Genomic DNA, 7,624 nt, shown 5'->3' on the forward strand with positions numbered 1-7,624 from the left:
CGCCAGCAAGAGTATGACGATAGACCACTTATCTGCAAGAGAATTGAGTGATAGAAGCACGAAAGCGCATCAGGCAAGCGCGTTCGCTACAATCTGCTGAGCTTCATCTACAATGCTGTCGAGGTGGGCTTCATCCTTAAAACTTTCCGCATATATCTTGTAGAGATTTTCGGTGCCCGAGGGCCGTGCCGCAAACCAACCGTTCTCGGTAACCACTTTCAGTCCGCCGATAGGAGCATTGTTTCCGGGAGCCTTTGTCAGCTTGGCCGCAATTTTTTCGCCTGCCATGCGCGACTCCTTAACAGAATCGGCAGACAACTTACTGAGCTTCGCCTTCTGCTCCGGAGTTGCAGGCGCATCGATCCGTGTGTAGTACGGCATCCCGAATTTCCAAACCAATTCAGTGAAATGCTGCCCCGGGTCCTTGCCGGTAACAGCAGTAATCTCGGCAGCCACCAGGTCCATAATCGGACCGTCCTTATCCGTCGTCCAAACTGTGCCATCTCGCCGCAACAGGCTTGCACCCGCACTCTCTTCACCACCAAAACAAAACGATCCGTCATAGAGGCCGGCAACAAACCACTTAAAGCCAACCGGAGTTTCCGACATTTGTCGACCCAGGCTGCTCACAACTTTGTCAATCATACTGCTGCTCACCAGCGTTTTCCCCACAACAGCATTCGCGGGCCACTCCGGACGGTGCGTGAGCAAATACTGAATGGCAACAGCCAGATAATGGTTAGGATTCATCAAGCCAGCCGACGGCGTGACAATCCCATGCCGGTCTGAATCCGGATCGTTGGCGAAAGCTACCTGATATTTGTCCTTCAACCGAAGCAGACTGGCCATCGCATGCGGGCTGGAGCAGTCCATGCGGATCTTTCCGTCGTGATCGACCGTCATGAAGGCGAACGTTGGATCGATGATCGGATTCACCACCTCGATTTCCAATCCATAAACCGAATTGACCAATTCCCAGTAAGGCCCAAACGCGCCGCCCAGCGGATCTACCCCGAGCTTCAGGCCTGCCCGTTTGATCGCGTCCATATCGACGGTGTTTTTCAAGTCTTTGACATACGGCAGGGCAAAGTCCTGCTCATGGGTGGTTGCCGCCTTAACTGCCTGCGAATAGGGCAGCCGTTTTACGTGAGCATTATTTCCTTTCAGCAATTCGTTCGCCCGCTGCTCCACCCACTTCGTTACATCAGTGTCCGCGGGCCCGCCGTTCGTCGGGTTGTACTTGAATCCGCCGTCCTCCGGTGGATTATGCGAGGGAGTGATAACAATGCCGTCTGCCAAATGCTCTTTCCGGCCGCGGTTATGGACAAGAATCACGTGCGAAATTACCGGCGTCGGCGTGTATCCGTCATTCTGCTGGATGATGGTCTCGACGCCATTGGCAGCCAGCACTTCGAGCGCTGTAATTTGCGCGGGCGCGGAGAGCGCATGCGTGTCTTTGCCCATAAAGAGTGGCCCATCCGTGCCCTGCATACGCCTGTATTCGCAGATAGCCTGCGTGATGGCCAGAATGTGCGACTCGGTAAATGTCCCGCGAGCGGGCGTGCCTCGGTGGCCGCTGGTTCCAAAGCTCACCATCTGCGTGGAATCGCTCAGGTCAGGCTTGCGCTCCAGATACTCTCGTCTGAGGTCATCAAGATCGATCAGCATCTCTTTCGGAGCCGGTTGCCCCGCCAAGGGAGAAATGCGTGACTGCACTTTCACTTCGCTTGCCATAGAACGCTCCTGCAGACCCGCGCTGCGGCGCTGTCCTCACGAAGAATATAAACCACATCTGCCCGTCGAAGACCAATACCCGGCTCACCAATCGACGGTGCAATCTTGATATACTCAGTAACTGTCAGATGCAGATTTAGATAAAAGCATTCGTTGCATTGCTGCAACGCTCAAGGGCGGGAGTAGTTCAGTGGCAGAACGTCAGCTTCCCAAGCTGAATGTCGCCGGTTCGATCCCGGTCTCCCGCTCCGATAGAATCAGCAAGTACACTAAGTGGCTTGCGGGTGAACACCATTTGAACACCAATTAGATCTCAAGCCCCATAAGATATTGGAAACAAACCTCTTGCGGGTGGAAAATGAACTCCGTTTAGAGCCGCGTGATTGGCCTCTTCTATCGCCAATCTCTTCATGAGTTTACATGCAAAGCGCGCTAACGAATGTCAGCTTGAAGCCTTGCAATCTCAGGCGGACGATTGCCTTTCCACTTTCAGAAATATCCGATTCCCAAACATCGTTCGCGCATTATGCGGTGTGGGATTCTTATGTACGGAGGTTGGCCTACAAAGCCTACGGCCGCTGGAAACTCATATTGAATTCCGTGATCATGTCGACAAGATATCGAAGTCTCCTGTGCGCAAATTCCTTTCGCAGAAATAGATCCGTTAGACCCTGAAATTCGGGAAGACAACGTGTGCATCCTGGATCAACAGGCTATTCTCATGCATCCCGTCTTGAACGGGAACCATCACGCCCATACTTATTCGGCGTTGCTGAGGGTAATTGCATCAGGAAAGCGACCAACCAGAGCGGTCTTGCCGCCGTATAAACTGCGCCGCCTGAGGACAATTTTTAGCAACCATCTTCGGCCCATCCCATTCGATCTTCTGGCCAGTGCGTAATGACACGCAGCCCAGCAGCATGATCTCAGTGAGACGTGCTGCGATGTCAAAACGCGAGTAGCACATCTCTGGCTTGTTTTCCTTCACAGCAGCGAGCCACTCCTGCGCATGGGCGAAAACAAGATTCCCAGCATTGTGATTGCGAGGGATCCGCTCCGGATATTGCGCCATAGCCGGGTGCTTAATGTAGTTGACCAATTCTTTATCGCCCTTGAGCTTAATGAAGAAATTCGTCCCATAGTCGTCCGGTGAAAAGACCATGCCGCCTTCTCCAATCAGCAGACAACCGCTATCGGGTAGCTTGCCTTGCAGCGCAACAATGTCGGCGGTCAGTTCGACTGGCGGCTTGTTGCTCAAATCGTGGCCGCCACGGGCTGCCGGATCAGGCTGACCGCCGTCGTACCACCACAGGGTCATCGGGTCGTGCTCGATCGTTCTGTAATGGTGGAAAAGATGCGGATGCTCAACGGGAATGCGGCCTTTACGCCTGGGAAAGGAGAAGCGGATTTTGGAGCCGAGAGGATAGGACTCCTTGTTCGTCGGGCCGAGAGGAATTGCCTCAATCTCTGTCGGGTAATCGAGATCTAAAGCGCGAAACGGCATATTGACCGTGTGACATGCCATATCGCCCAGCGCACCGGTGCCGAAATCCTGCCAGCCGCGCCAGTTAAACGGCTCGTAAATTCCATCTCGATCCTTTGGTTTGCGGCTGCCTTTATAGGGCCGCATTGGAGCCGGCCCAATCCAGATATCCCAATCCAATGTCGCAGGAATCGGGTCTTCTCCAGCCGGACGCACCATTGCCTGTGGCCAAACCGGGCGGTTAGTCCAAACGTGGACCTCATGCACCTGGCCGATGAGTCCGTCCTGAATCGTCTCCACCGCGCGGCGGAGACCGTCCGACGCGCTGCCCTGATTGCCCATCTGCGTAACAAGCTTTCTGTGGTGAGCCATCTCCCGCAAGTAGCGCGCCTCATTGATCGTTTGCGTCAGAGGTTTCTGGCAAAATACGGCTTTGTTCCTCTTCATGGCCGCCGACGCCACAATCGCATGCATATGATCCGGAGTCGAAACCGTCACCGCATCGATCTGATTGCCCATTTGATCCAGCATCTGCCGGAAATCTTTGTAAAACTTCGCGCTCGGATATTTTTTGGTCTGAGTCTCATAAGCTTCGGAACCTGAATCCACATCGCACAATGCGACGATGTTCTCGCTGGCGCAGGCATCCGTGTCGCTCCGGCCTTTCCCACCGATTCCGATGCAGGCAATGTTCAACTTGCTGTTGAGATTCTGTCCGCGCAAAAGTGCAGGCAAGCCAAACGCGACCGCACCAGCGGCCAGAGAACTCGTTTTAATAAATTCACGACGATCGACACGCGAGAGTACGGCGGTCTCAGGAGCTTTCAGAGAGGGCAATTTTGGAGATGGTTTGGACACTCGCTCAGAATACACTGCTCCATCGCCTACGTTTCTTCTCGGGAGCCTCCTTGCGGCCAGCCTCGCGTTAATTGAGATGAAGTAAAGCGTAAATGAGAGTGGCGCTTCAGCTAGCGATAGCAAGGTAATCTACTCATTGACCGGGGGCTCTTTAGGGCAATCGGTCCTTCGGGAGCGTTTGACGTCCGACAAAATGACGCGGACAGCTTACTCTCAAATGTATGACCGAAAAAAATGATAAGGCGATTCGCGTTGGGTTAATTGGCTACGGCTATGCCGGAAAAACCTTCCATGCTCCGCTGATCCAGTCGGTGCCGGGACTGGCGCTGACTGTAGTCGGGTCTAGTAAGCGAAAGATCCTGGAAGCAAAGTACCCCGATGTTATCGTCTGCCGGCCCGACGAGGTGCCCACTCATCCGAGTGTCGATCTGGTCGTGATTGCCAGCCCCAACGAGAGCCATTTCCCTCTGGCGGCCGCTGCTCTGCGCGCAGGAAAACATGTCGTGGTCGATAAACCATTTACCGTAAGCCTTGAGGAAGCTCGTTCGCTCGCGGAGATTGCAGAGAAACACAACAGGATTCTGTCCGTCTTTCATAATCGGCGATGGGAAAGCGAGATTCTTGCCACAAAGGCAATTTTAGAAACAGGTGTGCTTGGAGAAATATCTCACTACGAGTCTCACCTCGATCGTTTTCGCCCGGTCGTGCGTCAACGCTGGCGAGAAGACCCCGGTCCAGGCGCAGGGTTGTGGTTCGATCTCGGACCTCATCTCATCGATCAGGCATTGCATCTCTTTGGGCTTCCACAGGCAGTGAATGCCAGCTTCGGAATACTGCGCAAAGGAGGACAGACGGATGACTGGGCCCACGTTCAGCTTATCTACGAGCACATGCGAGTCGTCCTGCATGCCTCGCTGTTGGTGTCGGGCGGCGGTCCGCGTTCTGTGCTCCACGGCACCCGGGGAAGCTGGGCAAAGTTCGGCTCTGACGTGCAAGAGCGACAACTGATGAGCGGCATGCACCCGGACGATCCGGCGTTTGGTCGCGATCCCGATCCCGGCATCGTGTACGACGGCGCGACTGGCAAACAGATAGAAGTTCCCTCGCCTGCAGGCAACCAGCAGGGATACTATTCGGATATCAGAGATTCCATTCTTGGCAAATGCCCGGTTCCCGTTCCAGTGAAAAATGCTGTCGCTGGTATGGCCATTCTGGAAACGTCCTTTGAGTCGGGAGCCCGCGGTCAAGTGTTGCCGCTACCGCTGACCGCAGACGAACGTGCCGTATGGAAGCAGCCTAACCAGTGAACACCAGTCTGATGCGCTCTGCTTTGTGACCGGCTTTCAATGAGTGCATTGTTTGGATGCAAAAGTCGTGGAGGAGCACGAGGTATTACAAGAAGCTGAACTCAGCAGGCAGTGATTCAGAGAGCGACCTCGGAGGCTCCTCGGGGACTATGTATTACATCAACTGGACAATACATCCCTACAAGTCGGCTTCGCGGTACAGATAGACCATGATGAAGATGCTATATCTGCGCCGAAGCTGCAGCGCGCGACGGCCACAGGCATTCTTCCTGCAGGTGCTATAGTTTTTTCCATCGCTTCAGGAGGGATCATGTACAGGATGAATCGTAGAATGTTTCTCTTGGGAGGGGCTGCTTCAGCTCTTCTCTCGGGTACGCGATATCTATCCGCCGATCCGCTAGGTCTGCCGATCGGCTGCCAGACCTATCCTGTGCGCAAGTCGATCAGTACGGACTTCGCCGGCACCATGAAGGGGTTGAGCGCAGCAGGGTTTACTCAGATTGAGCTGTGCTCACCGTACGGCTACGACGATTTTTCGAGTCTCCGGCAGTACAAGCCGCAGGAATTGCGGCGTATGTTGAGCGACTGGGGACTGGGCTGCATCTCCGCGCACTGGGCGCCGACCGAGCTCTTTCAAAAGGCAGACGAGAGCATCGCTTATGCGAAGGAGTTCGGCATGACGCAGATGGCGATCGCCGCGCTTGGACCGTTCCGTCCAAGAACCACGGAGACAGTCGACGACGTGAAACGTTACGTCGAGCCCTTCAACGTCTTCGCCGAAAAGGCCCACGCAGCAGGAATCGTCGCATTGCTGCACAATGAAGGCTTCGTCTCCGAACACATCGATGGCAAACCGGTCTACGACATGATGATCGCCGAACTCAATCCTGCCACCACCAAGCTACAGTTTCAGGTCTCGAGCATGCAGCAGGGCTACAATCCAGTGACCTACTTCCAGAAGTACCCGGGCCGTTTCCTCTCCATGCACTGCCAGGACTGGGCGAAGGACTCCTCCACTCTGTCTGGCTTCCGCCAGGTTCCGTTGGGCAAGGGGGTCGTGGATTGGAAGGCAGTATTTACAGCCGCAAAAATAGGTGGCGTAAAGAACTATTTCGTCGAGCTTGAAGAGGATCCGGCGCTGATGCCGCTGAGCGTGCCTTACCTGAAGTCCCTGAACGTCTGAAGCGAGCGTGATCTCGAGCGAAAGCCGTCGTTCATGAAGTGGCTGCAACAATTCGTTAGCTTGAGCCCGGTAAGGCGACTTATCGCCAGCAATGACCGCTGACAACAAACCAGTTTTTCGTCACCTACCCTGTTTCGTTGCGAGGCATGTTATCGATGAGTGCATTGCCTTGTTAGCAACGCGCATCATCCGTCGAGAATACTTGTCGGGCACTTCAACCACAGTGCGGAGTTGAACACCTTCAAGGCAAATTCATGAAATGGCTCGTGCTAGGTGGTGTTAACGAATCATCTAGCAAATAGTGCAAGAGCAAAGGCATCTCCTTCAGCGCGGCAACCCGCGTTATTAGGAGGCAAGTGATCTCCGCTATCAACATGCCTGTGGTGAGAGAACGAAAGCGCAGGATGGTCAAGGGATTTGTGGATACGCATCTTGCTCTCTACAAGCAAAGCTGAACAGAGCTAATATGGCTGCTGGAAAGTTTGTCGTGCTAAAGACGATCGAGGCGACATTGCCAACGCCTGCTACACGGCGAGGATGTCGTGATCGGTACAGACACGCAGCGATGATTGAGAATATCCCAAGCATGACATCAGCTCGATCGCTGACTCACATCGAAGCTCTGGAACTCAATGTCGTATGGACATGCGGCTCCAGCCTAAGCTCCGCCATTGCCTGCCCATACCTTTAAACCGGTGCCGGTGCCATGGCCGCGAAGCATCGCGCCCACACGCCCTATGCCGAAATTGGTGTAAGGCGGTATTGTGGCATAAGGAACTCAGATCGAGATCAAGAACAAGGCGCATGGAAGGCGTCACGTCCGATCTGATCATGAAATGAATAAAAATTTCATGATTTTCTAGGAACGTTTTCTGAAAGTATCGCTGCGTTCACAAGAGGTCAATAAGAAAGGGGAAGAGTGAAGCTCGGCCTGATCAACTCAGCATGGCTAGGCACCTCCATCGATACCGCCCGGGGTATTGAGCTGACCAAAAAGATCGGCTTCGACACGATCGATATCTTCGCCGATCCGCTGGAGATCAGCGCGCAGGAGCGCCG

The 7,624-nt window shown here is 54.2% G+C and carries 4 protein-coding genes and 1 tRNA gene; 3 read left to right on the top strand and 2 right to left on the bottom strand.

Translation table 11 applies throughout. The features are described 5' to 3' along the window. Positions 1-69: 69 nt before the first annotated feature. Positions 70-1,734: a phosphoglucomutase (alpha-D-glucose-1,6-bisphosphate-dependent) gene (pgm, locus tag VEV40_RS15915; protein ID WP_324833734.1), complete on the bottom strand. Its 1,665-nt coding sequence runs from the start codon at positions 1,732-1,734 to the stop codon at positions 70-72. A 176-nt stretch (positions 1,735-1,910) separates the two neighbouring features. On the opposite strand from pgm, the gene VEV40_RS15920 reads away from it, so the two are divergent. Beyond that, positions 1,911-1,982: transfer RNA gene (locus VEV40_RS15920), tRNA-Gly, on the top strand. Between the two features lie 539 nt (positions 1,983-2,521). Here VEV40_RS15920 and VEV40_RS15925 read toward each other — a convergent pair. Continuing rightward, on the bottom strand, positions 2,522-4,075 hold the full coding sequence (locus tag VEV40_RS15925) for a Gfo/Idh/MocA family protein (protein ID WP_324833735.1): 1,554 nt from the start codon (positions 4,073-4,075) through the stop codon (positions 2,522-2,524). Between the two features lie 221 nt (positions 4,076-4,296). On the opposite strand from VEV40_RS15925, the gene VEV40_RS15930 reads away from it, so the two are divergent. Both VEV40_RS15930 and VEV40_RS15935 read left to right on the top strand, forming a co-directional pair. Beyond that, complete coding sequence (locus VEV40_RS15930) at positions 4,297-5,382, top strand: oxidoreductase (protein ID WP_324833737.1); 1,086 nt, start codon at positions 4,297-4,299, stop codon at positions 5,380-5,382. A 319-nt stretch (positions 5,383-5,701) separates the two neighbouring features. After that, a complete protein-coding gene (locus VEV40_RS15935; RefSeq protein WP_324833739.1) occupies positions 5,702-6,565 on the top strand; it encodes a sugar phosphate isomerase/epimerase family protein in 864 nt (287 codons plus the stop codon). Positions 6,566-7,624: the final 1,059 nt, after the last annotated feature.

Source organism: Alloacidobacterium sp. (genome assembly GCF_035631355.1).
Classification (GTDB): Bacteria; Acidobacteriota; Terriglobia; order Terriglobales; family Acidobacteriaceae; genus Alloacidobacterium.